The 16,934-nt window shown below is 36.4% G+C and carries 16 protein-coding genes and 1 tRNA gene; 6 read left to right on the top strand and 11 right to left on the bottom strand.

Translation table 11 applies throughout. The annotated features are described in order from the left end of the window. Positions 1-143 precede the first annotated feature (143 nt). From rpsB to AC1MPL_RS09535, 3 genes are all read left to right on the top strand, one after another. The gene (rpsB, locus tag AC1MPL_RS09545) at positions 144-896 is read left to right on the top strand and encodes a 30S ribosomal protein S2 (RefSeq protein ID WP_479765621.1); all 753 of its coding nucleotides are present in this window, start codon (positions 144-146) and stop codon (positions 894-896) included. 138 nt (positions 897-1,034) lie between these two features. After that, positions 1,035-1,910: a translation elongation factor Ts gene (gene tsf, locus AC1MPL_RS09540; RefSeq protein WP_479765619.1), complete on the top strand. Its 876-nt coding sequence runs from the start codon at positions 1,035-1,037 to the stop codon at positions 1,908-1,910. 73 nt (positions 1,911-1,983) lie between these two features. After that, a complete protein-coding gene (locus AC1MPL_RS09535) occupies positions 1,984-2,460 on the top strand; it encodes a DUF3465 domain-containing protein (protein WP_479765617.1) in 477 nt (158 codons plus the stop codon). Positions 2,461-2,551: 91 nt separating this feature from the next. On the opposite strand, the gene AC1MPL_RS09530 is transcribed toward AC1MPL_RS09535, so the two are convergent. The 7 genes from AC1MPL_RS09530 to AC1MPL_RS09500 form a co-directional block, all read right to left on the bottom strand. Next, a complete protein-coding gene (locus tag AC1MPL_RS09530; RefSeq protein ID WP_479765615.1) occupies positions 2,552-3,151 on the bottom strand; it encodes a septal ring lytic transglycosylase RlpA family protein in 600 nt (199 codons plus the stop codon). 241 nt (positions 3,152-3,392) lie between these two features. Continuing rightward, positions 3,393-4,391 carry a lytic murein transglycosylase B gene (gene mltB, locus AC1MPL_RS09525; RefSeq protein ID WP_479765613.1) on the bottom strand — a complete coding sequence of 333 codons (999 nt, stop codon included), beginning with the start codon at positions 4,389-4,391 and terminating at the stop codon, positions 3,393-3,395. A 15-nt stretch (positions 4,392-4,406) separates the two neighbouring features. Then, positions 4,407-5,549 (bottom strand): rod shape-determining protein RodA, encoded by a 1,143-nt coding sequence (gene rodA / locus AC1MPL_RS09520; RefSeq protein WP_479765611.1) that lies wholly within the window; start codon positions 5,547-5,549, stop codon positions 4,407-4,409. Between the two features lie 92 nt (positions 5,550-5,641). Further along, positions 5,642-6,295 carry a hypothetical protein gene (locus AC1MPL_RS09515; protein ID WP_479765609.1) on the bottom strand — a complete coding sequence of 218 codons (654 nt, stop codon included), beginning with the start codon at positions 6,293-6,295 and terminating at the stop codon, positions 5,642-5,644. Positions 6,296-6,418: 123 nt separating this feature from the next. Beyond that, positions 6,419-7,237, bottom strand: coding sequence for an NADPH-dependent 7-cyano-7-deazaguanine reductase QueF (queF, locus tag AC1MPL_RS09510; RefSeq protein ID WP_479765607.1), 819 nt, complete (start codon positions 7,235-7,237; stop codon positions 6,419-6,421). Continuing rightward, positions 7,234-8,007: an ABC transporter permease gene (locus tag AC1MPL_RS09505; protein ID WP_479765605.1), complete on the bottom strand. Its 774-nt coding sequence runs from the start codon at positions 8,005-8,007 to the stop codon at positions 7,234-7,236. The genes queF and AC1MPL_RS09505 overlap by 4 nt, the downstream gene beginning before the upstream one ends. After that, the gene (locus AC1MPL_RS09500) at positions 8,004-8,939 is read right to left on the bottom strand and encodes an ABC transporter ATP-binding protein (RefSeq protein WP_479765603.1); all 936 of its coding nucleotides are present in this window, start codon (positions 8,937-8,939) and stop codon (positions 8,004-8,006) included. Before AC1MPL_RS09500 ends, AC1MPL_RS09505 begins: the two co-directional genes overlap by 4 nt. Before the next feature lie 188 nt (positions 8,940-9,127). Here AC1MPL_RS09500 and AC1MPL_RS09495 point away from each other — a divergent pair. Beyond that, positions 9,128-9,203, top strand: a tRNA-Arg gene (locus tag AC1MPL_RS09495). A gap of 194 nt (positions 9,204-9,397) precedes the next feature. On the opposite strand, the gene AC1MPL_RS09490 is transcribed toward AC1MPL_RS09495, so the two are convergent. After that, on the bottom strand, positions 9,398-10,087 hold the full coding sequence (locus AC1MPL_RS09490; RefSeq protein ID WP_479765602.1) for a putative quorum-sensing-regulated virulence factor: 690 nt from the start codon (positions 10,085-10,087) through the stop codon (positions 9,398-9,400). Positions 10,088-10,432: 345 nt separating this feature from the next. On the opposite strand from AC1MPL_RS09490, the gene glyA reads away from it, so the two are divergent. Further along, complete coding sequence (gene glyA, locus AC1MPL_RS09485) at positions 10,433-11,686, top strand: serine hydroxymethyltransferase (protein ID WP_479765601.1); 1,254 nt, start codon at positions 10,433-10,435, stop codon at positions 11,684-11,686. A 61-nt stretch (positions 11,687-11,747) separates the two neighbouring features. On the opposite strand, the gene AC1MPL_RS09480 is transcribed toward glyA, so the two are convergent. Next, a complete protein-coding gene (locus AC1MPL_RS09480; protein WP_479765599.1) occupies positions 11,748-12,107 on the bottom strand; it encodes a hypothetical protein in 360 nt (119 codons plus the stop codon). Positions 12,108-12,356: 249 nt separating this feature from the next. Here AC1MPL_RS09480 and mnmG point away from each other — a divergent pair, with 249 nt between their 5' ends. Beyond that, positions 12,357-14,237, top strand: a complete 1,881-nt coding sequence (gene mnmG, locus AC1MPL_RS09475; protein ID WP_479765598.1) for a tRNA uridine-5-carboxymethylaminomethyl(34) synthesis enzyme MnmG — start codon at positions 12,357-12,359, stop codon at positions 14,235-14,237. A gap of 18 nt (positions 14,238-14,255) precedes the next feature. Here mnmG and AC1MPL_RS09470 read toward each other — a convergent pair whose 3' ends face one another. Together AC1MPL_RS09470 and dnaB are read right to left on the bottom strand one after the other, a co-directional pair. After that, positions 14,256-15,269, bottom strand: a complete 1,014-nt coding sequence (locus AC1MPL_RS09470) for a helix-turn-helix transcriptional regulator (protein WP_479765596.1) — start codon at positions 15,267-15,269, stop codon at positions 14,256-14,258. A 138-nt stretch (positions 15,270-15,407) separates the two neighbouring features. Next, complete coding sequence (gene dnaB, locus AC1MPL_RS09465) at positions 15,408-16,856, bottom strand: replicative DNA helicase (protein ID WP_479765595.1); 1,449 nt, start codon at positions 16,854-16,856, stop codon at positions 15,408-15,410. Between the last annotated feature and the right edge of the window lie 78 nt (positions 16,857-16,934).

Below are 16,934 nucleotides of genomic sequence, written 5' to 3'. Positions count from 1 at the left end.
GTGAATAAATTGATATTCTCATAAGTAAATGGCAAGACGTTAAGAAAAAATCCGCACATATGTCGACACATTGCTCTGGGTGCCCAAAGTTGGGTGGAGAATGAGGACATATGGAGGCCTAACCCAAATTTAAAGGTATTAAAATGGCAGATTATAACGTAGGTATGCGCGACCTTCTTCAAGCAGGCGCACACTTCGGTCACCAAACACGTTTCTGGAACCCAAAAATGCGTCAATACATTTTTGGTGCACGTAATAAAATTCACATCATTAACCTTGAGCATACTGTTCCTGCGTTAAATGATGCTTTGAACTATGCAAACCAATTGGCTAGCAAAAAGAACAAAGTTTTATTTGTGGGTACAAAACGTGCTGCTGCAAGCATCATCCGTGAACAAGCTCAACGCGCTGGTCAACCATATGTAGATCACCGTTGGTTAGGTGGTATGTTGACGAACTGGAAAACACTTCGCCAATCTATCAACCGTTTAAAAGACCTTCAAGTTCAATCACAAGATGGTACTTTTGCTAAACTTACTAAACGTGAAGCATTAGAACGTACTCGTGAAATGGAAAAACTTGAGCGTGCTTTAGGCGGCGTTAAAAACATGGGTGGTTTACCTGACGCATTATTTGTAATTGACGTTGATCACGAAGCAATTGCAATTAAAGAAGCTAAAAACCTTGGTATTCCTGTAATCGGTATCGTTGATACAAACTCTAACCCAGATAATGTTGACTATATCATTCCTGGTAATGATGATGCGATCCGTGCAGTAACACTTTATGCTTCTGCAATGGCTGATGCGATTCTTGCTGGTAAAGAATACGCTCAAACTCAAGCGAATGCTCAAGCTAAAAATGAAGAAGCAAAAGAAGCTGCTTCTGAGGCTTAATGCGTTTTGACGTAAGCTTGTCATTTTTGCGACATGTAACGATGGCAAATTAAGCGTCGAGAGAAAGCAAACGGCCCATATCTTTTTTGGGCCGTTTTTCTTAAAAGATTTACTTTCTACCTTATTTAGGAGAATAACATGACTGCAATTACTGCAAGCATGGTAAAAGAATTACGTGACCGTACTGGTCTTGCAATGATGGAATGCAAAAAAGCTTTAACAGAAGCGAATGGTGATGTCGAAGTTGCGATTGATAACCTTCGTAAATCTGGTCAAGCAAAAGCTGCTAAAAAAGCGGGTAACATTGCTGCTGATGGTGCAATTACAATTGTTCAAAATGGTAATAAAGCTGTATTAGTAGAAGTAAATTGCCAAACTGACTTTGTTGCAAAAGACGAAAACTTTGCAAAATTCTCTAACCAAGTAGCTGAAATTGTTTTAGCGACTGGTGAAACTGATGCTGCGAAACTTGCTGAAGTTAAGTTTGATGAAACTCAAACTGTTGAAGAAGCACGTATTGCATTGGTTCAAAAAATTGGTGAAAATATCCAAATTCGTCGTGCAAAAATTGTTGAAGGCGAAAACCTAGCTGTTTATAAGCATGGTCTAAAAATTGGTGTTGTTGTATCTTACACTGGTGATGCAGATACTGGTAAAGGTCTAGCAATGCACATTGCTGCATTCAACCCTGTTGCAGTAAATGCAGAATCTGTTCCTGCTGAGCTTGTTGCAAAAGAAAAAGAAATTGCTGAAGCAAAAGCAATTGAATCTGGTAAGCCTGCAAACATCGTTGAAAAAATGGTTACTGGTTCAGTTGAAAAATACTTGAACGAAGTTACGCTTGAGCGTCAAATGTATGTAATCGACAACGACAAGAAAGTTGCTGATGTTCTTAAATCTACAGGTACGACTGTAGCACAATTCGTTCGCTTTGAAGTAGGCGAAGGAATTGAGAAAAAAGCAGAATTAAGCTTCGCTGAAGAAGTTGCTGCTGCACAAGCTGGCGCTAAATAATTTAGCCTAGTAAAAAAAGCCCCGTTATTGGGGCTTTTTTTATATAATATTGGTGTGTTCAGAGGTTGTTGAAATGAATAATAATAAAAATATTATTATATTAATTTTAGTTTTAATTATAGGTATTTTTGCATATAAATCTTTTCAAAAGATGCATCAGCCACAGCCTAAAACAAATATTGTTTATGAGCGACCACAAGCTAAGCAAAATGCATTTGGAAATGAAACAATTCAGCAAGCTTATAAGAATCGTCAGAGTAATGTTGTTGTTGAAGGTAAGGGTGTTGTTAAGAAGGTATTACGTACAGATAATGATGGTTCTCGCCATCAAAAATTTATTCTAGATGTTGGAAATAAAATTACGATTCTCGTTGCACATAATATAGACCTTGCATCTGAGATCCCTAAATTAGCAGTTGGTGATACCGTTAAATTTAAGGGAGAGTATGAATATAATGAAAAGGGAGGTGTTTTACACTGGACACACAAAGACCCACGTCATAAGCATGAAGATGGATGGCTAAATACTGCTGGTGCGATATATCAATAGTTTAGATAAAATTAAAGCCACAAATTCAGTGGCTTACGTCAAATATAATATAAAAGAGATTACTATAATAAAGTTTTTCCGTGAAATATAATTATGAGTTTGGTCCATCTACGCGTTCGATACTTACTTTCGCTGTACCTTCATTTGTTAGACCAATACGTTTAGCTGCACCATATGAAAGGTCTAAGACACGATTACCATGAAATGGACCTCTGTCATTGACTTTAACCACAACGCTACGACCATTATCTTTATTAGTTACACGGATATAACAGTTAAGGGGAAGGCTTCGATGAGCGGCAGTGAGTGCATTCATATCGAATGTTTCACCATTGGCAGTTTTTCGACCATGGAATTGACGACCATACCAAGATGCAATACCTGTTTGTGTAAAGCGGCGTACTGTGTTCGATGCAACCGTATTTAAGCGATCGATCATTGATGGCTCATCTTTAGGTACAGTTACTTTTGATGCAAGTGTCTGAGTACGGATACGGTCTTCAGAATTCGAAAATCGATTAAAAGATGGAATGTATCTGTTTGAATCATTGTCACGATTAACAACACGTGCGGCTAGGTTTTCACTTTCGTTATCAGCATTATTGAAAGATGATTGAACTAAGTCGGCTTGGGTTTGTGACAGTACTAACCCGAAGGTTACTGCCACAAGGGCTTTCACGGGGAAGCGCATGAATAATCTCCTAGAAGAGTTTTATTTTTCAATATAAATCATTGAAAAATAATAACATCTGTCTATAAATAGACTTCTGCTACTGTATTTGACGTAGCATGAATGATATGCGTCAAATACAATCAGTGTCTACTTGACTATACGGTATAGTTACAAAAAGTCTGAAGTTAGGAGTTTTTTTGATTATATTTTAACCTAATTTGTAATTAAATATTTCAAAATTGGTATTTGAAAGCTAGTTTTAATATTTAATCTCATTACCTAATAGCCATACAGCTGTTGCATACATACGGCTACGATTGTAAGTCGTGATAACCTGAAAGTTCGGGTAGGTAATATAATAAATTGGGCCATATTCCCCTTGTAATTGTATTAAACTAACAAGCTCTAAGTCGTCTATTTTTACTAAAGGGTCGATGGGTTGAACTCCTTGCTCTTTAAGTAATCCATAAGGTAAAGGATTACTTAAATTTTGTGAGATCACGGTATCTGGATTATTCCCTTTATATTGCGCAAGAAATCCAATAGGCTGATCTTTTTGCCAACCTTGTTGTGCTAAATAGTTCGCAATTGAAGCAATTGCATCTGGTGCAGAGTTTCTTAAGTCGACATGACCATTTCCATCATAGTCAACACCATATTTTGCAATGTTACTTGGCATAAATTGAGGATAACCAACAGCACCTGCATATGAGCCTGTAATTGAAGAAATAGCATCTCCATCTTTGTATGCCCATGCGATGAGCGCACCTAATTCATCACTAAAGTAATCAGCACGTTTAGGATAACCAAATGCAAGTGTTGCAAGCGCATCACGGGTGATGATTGATCCTTTATTGCTACCAAATCCAGTTTCTACACCAAGTATTCCTAAAATGATAGATTGAGGAACACCAAATTGTTGTTCTGCACGTTGTAGTGCATCAGCATACTGATTTTTAAATTGAATTCCTTTTTGAATGGTTCCTGAAGTTAAAAACATACTTTGGTATTGATACCATGGTTTGCTTTCTCCTGGGCGTTGCATAATACTTAAAATATTTGGGCGTGCTTTTGCATCAGCCATTGCTTGGTCAATTTGATCTGAACTCAAGCCATATTTTTGCATTGCATTTTGTTTAAAGGCATTGTAGTTAGGTGCATTTATAAAATCATTTGCCTGACAAAAAGAGGTACAAAAAAAAGCAGTACTTAAAATAGTAATGTATTGACCAATTTTATTGAGTTTTTCTAGCCACATAGTTTTTCCAATATATTATCGATGTGTATGTATCGACATCACAATTCCAAATGTTGTCATGAGTGTAATAATTGCTGTTCCGCCATAACTCATAAATGGTAAAGGTACGCCTACGACGGGTAAAATACCACTGACCATTCCTGCATTAACAAATACATATACAAAAAATGACAAACCATAAGTGCTTGCAAGTAAGCGTCCATAGTTGTGAAAAGAATTCATTCCAATTTGAAAGGTTCGACAAATAATTGCGAAATATAGAAGAATGAGTAAGGTTACACCGATAAGTCCAAATTCTTCTGAATATGCAGCAATGACGAAGTCGGTATGCCCTTCGGGGAGGAAGTGTAAATGGGATTGTGTTCCATTTAGAAAACCTTTACCTGAAAAGCCACCTGATCCTATTGCTGTTTTAGATTGAATAATATTCCAACCTGTACCAAGTGCATCTGCTTCAGGATTTAAAAGAGTAAATACACGTTGTTTTTGGTAATCATGTAATAAAAATTCCCAAGCGATAGGAATAACAATACCCGCTGCTGCGATTGCTGCTGCAATAAGTTTCCATGATAAACCACTTAAGAACAACACAAAAATACCACTTGCTAAAACAAGAAGAGATGTACCTAAATCAGGCTGTTCAGCAATAAGAATAAAAGGAACGAAAATGAGAATGAGAGTAAAAAAAACACTTTTAAAACTAGGTGGAAGAGGGTATCTAGTTAGAAACCATGCTGCCATCATTGGCATACCAATTTTCATAAACTCACTAGGCTGAACACTTCCTATACCAGGGATATTAAGCCATCGCTGTGCACCTAAACGAATTTCACCAACGGCTTTGACTGCCGCTAAGCAAACAATGCCAAATATATAAAAATAAGGTGAGAATGTTTGGAACACTTTTGGTGGAATTTGTGCAATGACAATCATAACAACAAAGCCAATACCAAAACTAATTGCTTGTTTTGTTACAAGTCCCATATCTTGAGCAGATGCACTGTACAGGACAACAAGACCTAAGGATGCACAAAGGAATAGGAATAAAAAAAGCCATGGATCAACATGAATTTTTTGCCAACGTGATGGGCGCATTGCTGTACTAAGACCATCACGCGGTGCTTGTCGTAAGAATTTATATTGTGGGCTTGGTGGCATAATATTATCTTAGTAGGTGATGATCAGCATAGCTGAATGCTAACATGATCAAGATATTTTCTTATCTGATAAATACAAAAAAATAGCAGAAATTAGGGAGTGTTAAAGAATAGCTGGTCATGATGGTATGCAATAATTTTTAACTCTTCCTTATTCAAACGAGGAATAATTTTGTCTATTGCAATATGAACAGCTTTAGTAATGCCTGTACAGCCAATATCAGCTGCTTTTCTTTTAATCATGCCTAAGTCAAGTGTTTGATAAAAGTCATGCATATAATAACGAATGGTTTCATCTGCAAAGAGTTTGTAGTGTTCAGCGAGTAATAATAAATCGACTTTTTCTCCTTTTTTAAGTTGAGAAAAGTTTTCTTTTAGATTAATGGTAATGTGGGATTCTAATTGCTCACCAACATAGTGCTGTTCATCTACTTTAAATAGGCTTTTTTTTGAGAATTGAATGGATTGCTGAACTGTTTTATTAGGGGCTTTGCCAAGTAGCTGTTTAAGTAATACAGAGACACTTGACTCAATAAAATGAGCTAGTTTTTCTGCAATATCCCGCTTTTCGTTTTTTGGAAAGTCTTCGATGACATTAATAAGAAGAGCTTGAATAATTTCTTTATTAATGAGCAAGGCAATATCATTTCTTAATGGGTAGAGTTCTTCTGAGTCATTTTTTTTTCGAATAATTTCTTGAATTTTTGTGAGTAAAATGGTGGATGGAATAAAACCAAAATGTGCCATGAATTTATCACTCTGTTAGTGGCATAAAATGGTTTGTATTATAAGAATAAATAAGCGATGAAGTATATAAAAATTCAGAGATATCCTTCATATTTAAAGCATATCTCTATTTACTTATGTAGATTATTGTCTAGATAGGCGTAGGGGAGTTTGAGGAAGCCATGATAGGTGAGAAACACGGCAAGGATTAATGTCTAAACCACCTCTCCGTGTATATGCTGCATAAACCATTAACTTGCTTGGCTGAAGATTTTGCCAAATTTCTGCAAACATTTGTTCTACACATTGTTCGTGAAAGCCATTATGTTGTCTAAAAGAAATGATATAGGCTAAAAGGCTTTCATGAGAGATTTTTTTACCTTCATATCTAATAAAAACTGTTCCCCAGTCAGGTTGTCCTGTAACAGGGCAGTTACTACGTAATAAATTTGAATATAAATATTCTTCAGTTTCTTGACCTGATGTTGAGTCTAATTCAAGTAGTGATGCATCAGGGTGCTGTGATAGCTTCTGCGGTGCTAAATGATCTAAGCAAGTGCCTTCAGGTTGATTTACTAATAAGTCATTTGGATGGATGAGCTCTAAAGTAATCAGTGCTTGAGCAGCTTGAGAAAGATCTTTTTCAATAGTTTGAATTAATTCATTATTATTTGCAAAGCAGGTGAAATTTAGGCTGTTAAAATACAGTTTTAAAGACTTGGACTCAATTAAATATTTGGAGCTAGCAGGAATATTTAAGCGCCCAATTGCAACTTGTGGAATATGCTGTGAATTTAGCCATGATAGCTCAAAAACATGCCACCAATCATTGCCCTGTTGCACTTCTGATATAGAAGCATATGCCTCGCGAGATGGCTCGCGAGGAATTGGAAATAAAATATCAGGTTGATATTGGGTAGGATATTGGGTTTCTTTACCTAGTAAAGACTGTTCGACACTCATTCACGTATTCCTGAACCACGAGATAATAAATAGTAAGCAAATGCATAAAAAATTGCGCAAAATAGTGTAATGACAAGTAACGATGTTGTCACGTTTACATCACTATGCCCTAAAATCCCATAACGAAATGCATTGACCATGTATACAATAGGATTAATTAAAGAAAGTTTCTGCCAAAAAGGACTAAGTGTACTAATTGCATAGAATACTCCACCAAGATAGGTGAGCGGTGTAAGTACGAATGTTGGAACAATTGATATATCATCAAAAGAGCGTGCATATACAGCATTAATAAAGCCAGCAATAGAAAAAAGAAGACTTGTAATAATGACTGTATAAATGGTAATGAAAATGTTATGTATTTCAAGATGGGTGAAAAAAAGGCTGACAATAGTAACAATTAAACCAACCAATACACCTCGGCAAATTCCACCAATCACATAGCCCCAAAGCACTAATGAGAGTGGTACGGGACTTGTAATTAGCTCCTCAATACTTTTTTGAAACTTGGCACTAAAGAAACTTGAACACACATTAGAATAACTGTTGGTGATGACAGACATCATAATTAGGCCTGGTACAATGAATTGCATGTAGCTAAAGCCACCCATTTCTCCAATACGTGAGCCGACTAAGTTGCCAAAAATCACAAAATATAAGCTCATTGTAATTGCAGGTGGTAGAAGTGTTTGTGGCCAAATGCGCATAAAACGTCTGACTTCTTTGGTTACGAGTGTCCAAAGCGCGATCCAGAGCTGATTCATATTCATGAAGATGCTCCTTGTAAGTTTTTCTCTACCATTTTAACAAATAGCTCTTCTAATCGGTTCGATTTATTGCGCATACTTCGGACTTTTATACCTAATGCTTCAAAAAGTTGGAAAAGTTCATTGAGAGCATGCGCTTTGTCCATTGTTACTTCTAAAGTCATGCTATCTACTAAATTGAACTGAATACCAATAATTTCGATAGATACGGGTTCAATAGCTTCTTCTAAATCAAAAATAAAGGTTTCTTCATTCAATTGGCTTAGAAAGCTTTTCATTGAAGTATCTTCTTTAATAACGCCATGGTCGATAATTGCAATGCGCCTGCATAGCATTTCTGCTTCTTCTAAGTAGTGTGTAGTAAGAATGATGGCAGTACCATTTTCATTCATTTCGCTTAGAAACTCCCACATAGAGCGTCGAAGTTCAATATCTACGCCTGCGGTGGGTTCATCTAAAATAAGTAATTTTGGTTCATGCATCATTGCTCGTGCAATCATTAAGCGGCGTTTCATGCCACCAGAGAGCATTCTTGCTTGCATGTTTCTTTTAGACCACAAGCCTAATTTTTCTAAGTAATGCTCTGCACGTTTCTCTGCAATTTTTTTTGGAATACCGTAGTAGCCGGCTTGAGTAACTAAAATATCAAAGGTCTTTTCGAAGTGACCGAAATTAAACTCTTGAGGGACGACACCTAAACATTGCTTTGCTTGTGATGGATGTGTATCTAAGTCATGACCAAATATTTCTATATTGCCAGCTGTTTTTTGGGTTAATGAGCTAATGATGCCTATAGTTGTTGATTTACCTGCGCCGTTAGGACCAAGTAGCGCATAAAATTCACCCTCAGGTACCTTTAAATTGACACCTTTGAGTGCCTCAAAACCATTTTTATAGGTTTTCGATAACTCGTGAAGCATTAAAGCATCAGTCATGAATTTCTCACGTTATAATTAGATACGATATATTGTGATTGATTATTTTCAATAAACCAAGTAGTCATGTTGTAATTCAGACTTTCTAAAAAATAACGATTAAATGATATACATAAGGATTTATTAATAATTGAATAGACTGTATTTTCCATTTTTTTTTGTTATTATGGCGTCGAAAATATAATAACGCGCCTATAGCTTAACTGGATAGAGTACAGGTTTCCGAAGCCTGTGGAGTGGGTTCGAGTCCCGCTGGGCGTACCAATTGACAATCCCAACTCTTCTCAAAAACATTGAAATATAAAGAATACAGCGTAACTTGTTATCATGATTTCTCGTAATTTTTGCGATAAGTGGCTAATCATGAAAAATGGGTACCGTAAACAAATACATATTAATCCTGTAGTTTCGAATTTTAAAATTTACATCCATGTAATTTTTAAAAATATAACCATTAATTATGAGTGACTAGCTTCTAGTGCCTGTCTTAAATATGTATCTAGTTCGGTTTGCTTTAATAGCCATTGAACATAGTCTTTAGGTAAATCTGCAATGGCTGTACCTTTATGTTTTCCAAAATTAAGCATTTTGGGAATACGTGCTTCTTCAGAAGCTTTATAAAGTTCTTCGATATTATTTACACCTGTATGTGCAATAATATGCATTAGAATATTTGCAGTTAAAATAATATCAGCGTCTGCTCTATGAGCACCTTTTAGTAATTCTCTTGCTTTTGAACTGCCTTTACTAATTTGATAAATAAGCGCTGAAATATTATGTGCTTCTGCATCTGGCCATATAGCACGTGCAAGAGCTAGGGTACAAACAGGCTTAATATTTGTAGTATCTACTCCACAGCAAGAAATTGCTTTAATGTCATAATCAATATTATGCCCAATGATATATGTTGTTTCTTTTGGTAGTTGAAACTCAGTATAAAAAGGCTGTTGTTCAAGATCGGATTCTAAAATATGGTGAACAGCCATAGATGCATATGAAATTGGTTCACCAACTTGATAAAATTGATCAAAAATCTGATCTTTATATAGCGTGAGTTTTCCCGCATTGAGCTCAATAGGTGCATAAGCAATTTCTATTGGGAGGCCATTTAAGTTGTGTGTTTCAGTATCTAATATAATGCTTCGCATACGTTTAAAAGGTCTAAAATTTTATCTTATATATTAGCATTTTTATAATATTGAGACATGAAATAAAAATTTTCTGTCACTCTAGAAAAATCTAAGCCAAAAATGTTTGTGTTCTTTAATATAATAAATTACGAGTATTGATTAATTTATTTTAAAGAATCATATATTTAAACATAAAATTAGAATTTATAAAATATATAATTGAAAAAACTAATTAATGTATAAAGATGAAAGACTTTTATTGCATCTTAATGAAACTTCATGCAAAAAATAATAAAAGTTCGTGTTAGAATAAACTTCGATTTTAGCACGGCTTAAAAGCCCTAATTAATAGGACCCTCGCTAATGTTTGACAACATCTCAATTTCTGAATTTGATCCAGAATTAGCAAAAGCAATTTCTTCTGAAGATGCTCGTCAAGAAGCTCATATTGAACTTATTGCATCTGAAAACTACTGTTCTCCTGCTGTTATGGAAGCACAAGGCAGTAAATTAACAAATAAATATGCAGAAGGTTATCCTGGTAAGCGTTATTACGGTGGTTGCGAATACGTAGATGTAATCGAACAAATGGCGATTGACCGTGCAAAAGAACTTTTTGGTGCTGATTATGCAAACGTTCAGCCACATGCAGGTTCACAAGCTAATGCAGCAGTATATTTAGCATTACTTAATCCAGGTGATACTGTTCTTGGTATGAGTCTTGCACATGGTGGGCATTTAACGCACGGTTCTAAAGTAAACTTTTCGGGTAAGACATATAACGCGGTTCAATATGGCTTAAATCCGGAAACTGGTGAAATTGATTATGAAGAAGTAGAGCGTTTAGCATTAGAGCATAAGCCTCGTATGATTCTTGCAGGTTTTTCTGCATATAGTCGTATTGTTGATTGGCAACGTTTCCGTGATATTGCAGATAAAGTAGGTGCGTACTTATTTGTAGATATGGCTCATGTTGCTGGTTTGGTTGCTGCTGGTGTTTATCCAAACCCTGTGCAAATTGCAGATGTAACAACAACAACAACACATAAAACATTACGTGGTCCGCGTTCAGGTCTTATTCTTGCGAAAGCAAATGAAGAGATTGAAAAGAAACTACAGTCAGCAGTATTCCCTGGTAATCAAGGTGGTCCATTGGTTCACGCGATTGCAGGTAAAGCCGTTTGCTTTAAAGAAGCAATGACGCCTGAATATAAAGTTTACCAACAACAAGTTGTTAAAAATGCGAAGGCAATGGGCGAAGTTCTAATGGAACGTGGTTATGAAGTTGTATCTGGTGGTACAGATAACCATTTATTACTTGTTTCTTTAATTAAACAAGATATTACAGGTAAAGAAGCAGATGCATGGTTAGGTTCTGCACATATTACTGTAAATAAAAACTCTGTTCCAAATGACCCACGTTCTCCGTTTGTAACATCAGGTATTCGTGTTGGTACACCTGCTGTGACTACACGTGGTTTTGGTGAAGGCGAAGTAAGAGACCTTGCTCATTGGATTGCTGATATTCTTGACAGTAAAGGTGATGACGCTGTAATTGCTGCGGTAAAAGATAAAGTGTCAGAAGTATGTGCTAAATTCCCTGTATATGCTCATTAATTATTAGTATAGACGCAAATAAAAAACGGTCATTTTGACCGTTTTTTATTTTAATAGTGAATTATGGGTGTTGAGGGCTAGGAGGTGTAAATGCAAGGGCACATTTACCAGTAAAGTTCTGACCAGCAATATTTACGCTTTTAGATGAAGGGTCTGTGCTACATACGCTTGATAATTCAGGTTCATCGCCTTTGAGTGCTTTACTTGGTTTAGCAGGGATAAATTGCGCTTGGCAAGTACCATTCCAAAGAATACCATTTGCTGCAAAAGAAGCAGGCGCACCTACAGTTTTTCCTCGACAAACTTGTGCAAAACGCTGTGGATTGTAGTTATTTTCATTATGCTCACGTGCTTGAGCCATTGTTGCTAGACCAAGCCCAAGGCTTGCACATAATGCAGCGGTTAAAATTTTATTTTTCATTGCTATTATTCCTTATGTGATCTGTTTGTATTTAGATTTTAATGCGTAAATTTAGTATAAAAAAACAGCATAGTGATGTCACCCATTTTTAGTAAAATAAATGTACTTCTTTGTGAACAAATGATATTAAATGCAAATACATGCTATTTTGTGTGATTTCGATAAAATGAAAATGTATTTCTAAAAAGCATCTTTCAAGTAATATTTCTGCTATAATATTGGGTCTTTTTTATTTCTGACGCTAATATTATGCATTATCCTAAAGTTTACGATGTTATCGTTATTGGTGGTGGTCACGCTGGTACGGAGGCCGCACTTGCAGCAGCTCGTATGGGCCGACAGACGTTGCTACTGACTCATAATATTGAGACTTTAGGGCAGATGAGCTGTAACCCTGCAATTGGTGGTATTGGAAAATCTCACTTAGTTCGTGAAATTGATGCATTGGGCGGAGCAATGGGGCTTGCAGCAGATAAGGCAGGTATTCAATTTCGTATTTTAAACTCTAGAAAGGGTGCAGCAGTAAGAGCAACACGCGCGCAAGCTGACCGCGTATTATATAAAGCTGCGATTAGAGATACTTTAGAAAACCAAAAAAACTTAGATATTTTTCAGCAAGCTGCTGATGACATTATTGTTGAAGGTAATACTGTTAAGGGTGTTGTTACTCAAATGGGTATCCATTTTGAAACCAAAACCGTAGTATTAACAACAGGTACATTTTTGGGTGGTGTTATCCATATTGGCTTGCAAAAATCGAGTGGTGGTCGTGCAGGAGATCCACCCTCAATTGCATTAGCAGATCGACTTAGAGAACTACAATTACCCGTTGGTCGTTTAAAAACAGGTACACCACCACGTATTGATGCACGTTCTGTTGATTTTTCTGTAATGACAGCACAACCTGGTGATTTTCCATCACCAACAATGTCATTTATGGGCGATGCATCTATGCATCCAGAACAAGTGAATTGTTATATTACACATACCAATGAACAAACTCATGACATTATTCGTAGTGGCTTAGATCGTTCGCCAATGTATACAGGTGTAATTGAAGGTGTAGGTCCTCGTTATTGTCCTTCTATTGAAGATAAGATTCATCGTTTCGCAGATAAAGATTCCCATCAGGTATTTATTGAACCTGAAGGTCTAACTACACATGAGTTATATCCAAATGGTATTTCTACTTCGCTTCCATTTGATGTTCAATTTAAATTGGTTCGTTCAATCCGTGGTATGGAAAATGCACATATCTTACGGCCAGGTTATGCAATTGAATATGACTATTTTAATCCGCAAGCATTAAAATTTACGTTAGAAACGAAAGCCATTAATAGCTTATATTTTGCTGGTCAAATTAATGGTACAACGGGTTATGAAGAGGCGGGTGCTCAAGGTCTTCTTGCAGGATTAAATGCAGCGCGCCGTGCGTGGGAACAAGAGGAATGGACACCAAAACGTGATGAGGCCTATATGGGTGTTCTGGTTGATGACTTGATTACGCTTGGTACTAAAGAACCATATCGTATGTTCACTTCACGTGCTGAATATCGTTTAATGCTTCGTGAAGATAATGCGGATCAGCGTTTAACAGCTATTGGACGTGAGATGGGTCTTGTGGATGATACAAGATGGTCAGCTTATTGTGAGAAAATGGAAGCAGTTGAAACTGAGACAGCAAGATTGCAACATCTATGGGCAGCACCGAATAACCCAATGGGTAAAAAATTCGTAGAAATGACTGGTGCAGATTTAAGTAAAGAGTGTAGTGCAATTGATCTCTTAAAGCGTCCAAAAGTAAACTTTAAGCAAATTGCAGAACTTACAGGTTCTGAGGTAACAGAGCAAGTAGGTGAGCAAATCGAAATTGCTGTAAAATATGCAGGATATATTAACCGTCAACAAGATGATGTTGCTCAGTTAAAACGTTTAGAAGAAACTAAAATTCCTGTTGATTTTGATTATGATATTGTTTCAGGTCTTTCAAGAGAAATTACTCAAAAGTTAAAGGCTGTTCGGCCAGAAACTTTAGCACAAGCAAATCGTATTCCTGGTGTAACGCCAGCAGCAGTACAATTAATTATGATTACGATTCGTAAAAATAATAGTTCGCGTAAAATTGCATAAACTTTTAAAAAACCTGCATTATTGTGCAGGTTTTTCTTCTTCTACTTCATATACTTGTTGTGCTACTATATATGGTTCTATATGAAGAATTTTTTTGCCAAAGCTTCTGAGCCACCATACGAGTTGAGAAGTGAAAGGTACTGTTGCAGAAACTTCAACAATATTTTCATCTATAGGCTCAATTTTTTGGTCTAGGCTTAATTTACTTTCGTAAAAAGTCTGAGCCGTATTTTCAGTCATTTTGAGTTTAAGCTGAATATTTTTTGTAGGCTGATCATAGTTAACTCTAAAACCAAGTGCACCTGATTCTATATATTCATCAATGTTAAAATTAGCAGGGTGTAATGCACGACGATCTAATACGATAGCTGATTTAAATCGATGGAGCGCAAAAGTACGAACATCTGATTTGTCATGCCGAGTACAGATAAGATAAATAATTGCTCCTTTTTGCACGAGAGCCAAAGGATTGAGTATATAAGTTTTATTTTCCCCCTGATTTCTACGTGCCTGATAAATACATTCTAGTTGTTTATCTTGTAGTAATCCCTCATAAATTACTTGTTGAGCAGTTTTATTGACAATAGGTGGTATAAGTGGTTGCGATGCAGGTACGATACGTACGCGATTAATCCACTGTCTCACATTATTTTGTGTAGATAAGCTATGTCTTGCTAAATCAAACCAAGGGTTCATTTCTTCAATTAAGCTTTGTGGTAGTAGATGTCTTAGGTGTTCCTCAACCATCATAAAAGTAACAGCTTGGGAGCTTGTCATCTGTGGTAGGCTTTGAATAGGTGCATTTGCTTGCCAACGCCATCCCTGAGGTATCTCTCCATTATTTTCGATAGGGAATCGTTGGGCAAGTTGGTTTAAATCACGTTGAATAGTACGTAAACTGATGGCAATACCTTCTCGTTCTAATATTTCTTGTAGTGTTCTAGTACCAGTCCATGTGCCCGCTGTAAGCCGAGATAAAATTTGCCATTGTCGGTATAAGCTGTTGGAGGTGTCTTTTTCTTGTGTAGACATAATTGATGAATAATTAAGTGAAAATGTTAGATTGTGTTTTAAAATATTACGCTAAAAAGATGAGAGGAGGCTAGTAGATTTTAATATGATACTTAAAGGTGAGGGTGACTTTATCAAATAATAAAGCCACCTCGTTAGTTATTCATCATCATCAAATTGATTGTAATACTCAGGCGATAAGTTACTAAATCGAGTATATTGACCCTCAAAAGCAAGTCTAACAGTGCCAATAGGTCCATTACGCTGTTTACCAATAATAATTTCAGCAGTACCAGCTTCTTTAGATTCTTTATTATAGACTTCATCTCTATAAATAAACATAATTAAATCGGCATCTTGTTCAATTGCTCCTGATTCACGTAAATCTGACATAACAGGACGCTTATTTGGTCGATTTTCCAAACTACGGTTGAGCTGAGATAGTGCGACAACAGGGCAGTTCATTTCTTTTGCCAATGCTTTTAGGCTTCGAGAAATTTCTGAAATCTCACCAACACGGTTGTCACCCATACCAGGTACTTTCATAAGCTGTAAGTAATCGACCATAATACAGCCAAGTTTTCCACCATGTTGTTTTGCAATTCTACGCGCACGTGCTCTTAATTCTGTTGGTGGAAGAGCAGAGGAGTCATCTATATACAGTGATTTTTCTTGTAGCTGTAAAATTGTTCCTGTTACTTTTGACCATTCATCACTGTCTAGTTTTCCTGAGCGAAGATGCCCCTGATGTACTTTGCCATAAGAAGAAATCAAACGCATTGCAATTGAGTCGGCAGGCATTTCCATAGAGTAGACTAATGCAGGCAAATCTGAGTTAAATAAAACACTTTCAATGAGGTTCATTGCAAATGTTGTTTTACCCATAGATGGACGTGCAGCAACAATAATAAGGTCTCCTGCTTGCATACCAGATGTTTTATTATCTAGCTCTAAAAACCCTGTAGAAAGCCCTGTAATATTGCCTTCCATTTGGGAGAGCTCACTCAGTTTATTAAATACGTCTGAAACAACGGAAGTGATTGGTTTTGGACCTGCACTCTTTTTATTGTTGTTATGCTGTTCAGCAATAGAAAAAATATTTGTTTCGGCAAGATCGAGCAAGTCTGAAACAGTACGACCTTTTGTATCATAAGCATTGAGTAAAATTTCATTACTTGCTTTGATCATGCTACGTAATGTAGCAAATTCTTTAATTTTATGGGCGTATGTTTCTAAATTGTAGAAACTAGAAGGTGAGTCTGACATTAATTGCATTAGATAGTCTTCTCCACCTACAGTATCAAGTAGACTCTGTTTTGTTAGCCAGTCATGAACCAATACAGCATCATATGGAGAGTTATCTTTTGCAAGTTTATCTATTGCACGAAAGATGTATTTATGACGTGTTGCGTAGAAATCTTCTTCAGTGAGTGTATCACCAACTTGCTCAAATGATTCGGCAACAGTCATTAATGCTGCAAGTACAGCCTGCTCAATAGCCAAGTTATGGGGTGGTGTACGAAACTCTTTGAGTTGATTTGACTCTAATGAGTTTTTGTTATCATTTTTTAATGATGATGGTGCAAGTGGGGCATTCGCCTGAGACATAAATAACCTTAGCGTTCATATAGAAAAGCAGAGAGTTGGACGAGTTATTTTAACGAGAAATGATACAAAATTATAGAA

It is taken from the genome of Acinetobacter sp. N1-1, assembly GCF_056711485.1.
Note: the sequence above shows the minus strand (reverse complement) of the source record. Positions and strands in the feature narration are given on the sequence as shown.

Excerpts from the sequence above, each read along its gene's own strand:
- mltB (WP_479765613.1), bottom strand. The coding sequence starts at position 4,391 with ATGTGGCTAGAAAAACTCAATAAAATTGGTCAATACATTACTATTTTA.
- AC1MPL_RS09490 (WP_479765602.1), bottom strand. The coding sequence starts at position 10,087 with ATGCGAAGCATTATATTAGATACTGAAACACACAACTTAAATGGCCTC.
- AC1MPL_RS09535 (WP_479765617.1), top strand. The coding sequence starts at position 1,984 with ATGAATAATAATAAAAATATTATTATATTAATTTTAGTTTTAATTATA.
- AC1MPL_RS09480 (WP_479765599.1), bottom strand. The coding sequence starts at position 12,107 with ATGAAAAATAAAATTTTAACCGCTGCATTATGTGCAAGCCTTGGGCTT.
- AC1MPL_RS09500 (WP_479765603.1), bottom strand. The coding sequence starts at position 8,939 with ATGACTGATGCTTTAATGCTTCACGAGTTATCGAAAACCTATAAAAAT.
- glyA (WP_479765601.1), top strand. The coding sequence starts at position 10,433 with ATGTTTGACAACATCTCAATTTCTGAATTTGATCCAGAATTAGCAAAA.
- AC1MPL_RS09505 (WP_479765605.1), bottom strand. The coding sequence starts at position 8,007 with ATGAATATGAATCAGCTCTGGATCGCGCTTTGGACACTCGTAACCAAA.
- rpsB (WP_479765621.1), top strand. The coding sequence starts at position 144 with ATGGCAGATTATAACGTAGGTATGCGCGACCTTCTTCAAGCAGGCGCA.
- AC1MPL_RS09470 (WP_479765596.1), bottom strand. The coding sequence starts at position 15,269 with ATGTCTACACAAGAAAAAGACACCTCCAACAGCTTATACCGACAATGG.
- queF (WP_479765607.1), bottom strand. The coding sequence starts at position 7,237 with ATGAGTGTCGAACAGTCTTTACTAGGTAAAGAAACCCAATATCCTACC.
- rodA (WP_479765611.1), bottom strand. The coding sequence starts at position 5,549 with ATGCCACCAAGCCCACAATATAAATTCTTACGACAAGCACCGCGTGAT.
- AC1MPL_RS09515 (WP_479765609.1), bottom strand. The coding sequence starts at position 6,295 with ATGGCACATTTTGGTTTTATTCCATCCACCATTTTACTCACAAAAATT.
- dnaB (WP_479765595.1), bottom strand. The coding sequence starts at position 16,856 with ATGTCTCAGGCGAATGCCCCACTTGCACCATCATCATTAAAAAATGAT.
- tsf (WP_479765619.1), top strand. The coding sequence starts at position 1,035 with ATGACTGCAATTACTGCAAGCATGGTAAAAGAATTACGTGACCGTACT.
- mnmG (WP_479765598.1), top strand. The coding sequence starts at position 12,357 with ATGCATTATCCTAAAGTTTACGATGTTATCGTTATTGGTGGTGGTCAC.
- AC1MPL_RS09530 (WP_479765615.1), bottom strand. The coding sequence starts at position 3,151 with ATGCGCTTCCCCGTGAAAGCCCTTGTGGCAGTAACCTTCGGGTTAGTA.